Origin of the sequence: Streptomyces africanus, from assembly GCF_002150735.1 — a bacterium.
In the GTDB taxonomy this organism is placed as follows: domain Bacteria; phylum Actinomycetota; class Actinomycetes; order Streptomycetales; family Streptomycetaceae; genus Streptomyces; species Streptomyces africanus.
Genome location: NZ_MUKA01000567.1, coordinates 1 through 1,533, shown reverse-complemented (window position 1 = coordinate 1,533; position 1,533 = coordinate 1). Strand labels below are relative to the sequence as shown.

General features: G+C 71.7%; 1 protein-coding gene and 1 pseudogene. Both read left to right on the top strand.

Annotation, left to right across the window (positions count from 1 at the left end):
• Positions 1–367, top strand: a pseudogene (locus CCL05_RS47665) (hypothetical protein); the annotation flags it as partial.
• 161 nt (positions 368–528) lie between these two features.
• On the top strand, positions 529–1,416 hold the full coding sequence (locus CCL05_RS42120; protein ID WP_086565802.1) for a FadR/GntR family transcriptional regulator: 888 nt from the start codon (positions 529–531) through the stop codon (positions 1,414–1,416).
• Positions 1,417–1,533 lie beyond the last annotated feature (117 nt).

The following is a 1,533-nucleotide window of genomic DNA, read 5'->3' as shown; positions in this document are numbered from 1 at the left end:
GCGTCTTCCGGTCCACCACGGCCGGGCTCGCCGCCGTGGCGGCTGTGCCGGTCCTCGTCGTACCCGCGGTCCACAAGGTCCTGGAAGGACCGTCCGTGCGGACCGCGGCAGGAATGCCCATGCGGCTGCGCGAGGCTCTCCTGCCGCGGTCCGCACGGACGGTCCTTCCAGGACCTTGTGGACCGCGGCAGGAATGCCCATGCGGCTGCGCGAGGCTCTCCTGCCGCGATGGCCCTTCGGGGGAGAGCGCTACCTGGAAGCCGCGCTCAGCGTGATCTCCCAACCTGTCGGCGGCGCACTGACGTTGTCGCTGACCGCACTGCTCTGCGCGTACCTGCTCACCGCACTGCGGAGCCGGTTCCGGTGACGACTGTCCGTAACCCTTAGTCCGGCCATGCGCACAACTCCCCGCACAACGCCCATTTCTTTCCGATAAGGCGTCAATTGCGACGGGGTGAGCGATCACCCTTTCGTGTGCTTTTCACCAAAGACCTCAAGGGAGTTGGAGACGGCGCCGACAAAGGATGCGTGAGTACCCTTGCGCACACCATGATGACCGCCGCCCGCTCCGCTGACTCCGGCCTCGCGAGCCCGGGCGAACTCGACCGCTACCCCTTCGCGGAGGCCCCCGCCGTCGACCGCGTCGGGGCCCCTGCCTGGGACGGCGGGGACCCCGAGCTGGGCCGGGTGGGCAGGCGCGCCGCGGGCAGCCGCGGACGCGGGCTGCACGGCCAACTCGTCCAGCAGCTGGGTCAGATGATCGTCTCCGGCGACCTGGGTGCCGACCGCCCGCTGGTGCCCGAGGAGATCGGCCAGCGGTTCGAGGTCTCCCGCACCGTCGTCCGTGAGTCGCTCCGCGTCCTGGAGGCCAAGGGCCTGGTGAGCGCCCGCCCGAACGTCGGCACGCGCGTGCGCCCCGTCAGCGACTGGAACCTTCTCGATCCGGACATCATCGAGTGGCGGGCCTTCGGGCCGCAGCGCGACGACCAGCGCCGCGAGCTGAGCGAGCTGCGCTGGACGATCGAGCCGCTCGCCGCCCGCCTCGCCGCCGGGCACGGGCGCGAGGACGTCCAGCAGCGCCTGACGGACATGGTCGAGATCATGGGGCACGCGATGGCCCAGGGTGATGCGCTCACCTTCTCCCGCGCCGACTCCGAGTTCCACTCGCTGCTCATCCAGGTCGCCGGCAACCGCATGCTGGAGCACCTCTCCGGGATCGTGTCCGCGGCCCTCCAGGTCTCGGGCGGTCCGGTCGCGGGCTGTGACCGGCCGAACGAGGCGTCGCTGGCGCACCACGGCCGCATCTGTGACGCCCTCGCCGCCGGCGACGGAGCCGCGGCCGAGGCGGCGATGCGGCAACTCCTCACGGTCCATCCCGAGGTGGAACGCGTGGTGCCCGCTCCCCGCGAGCACTGACCGCGTTCCGCGGGCGGCGCGGCCGGGTGTGCCACCCCCCTCCTGTGGCAGCACCCGTTCGGTGATCCGCCTCGCGTCGGACCCCGCAGGATCTCCGTGATCCTGCGGGGTCCGACG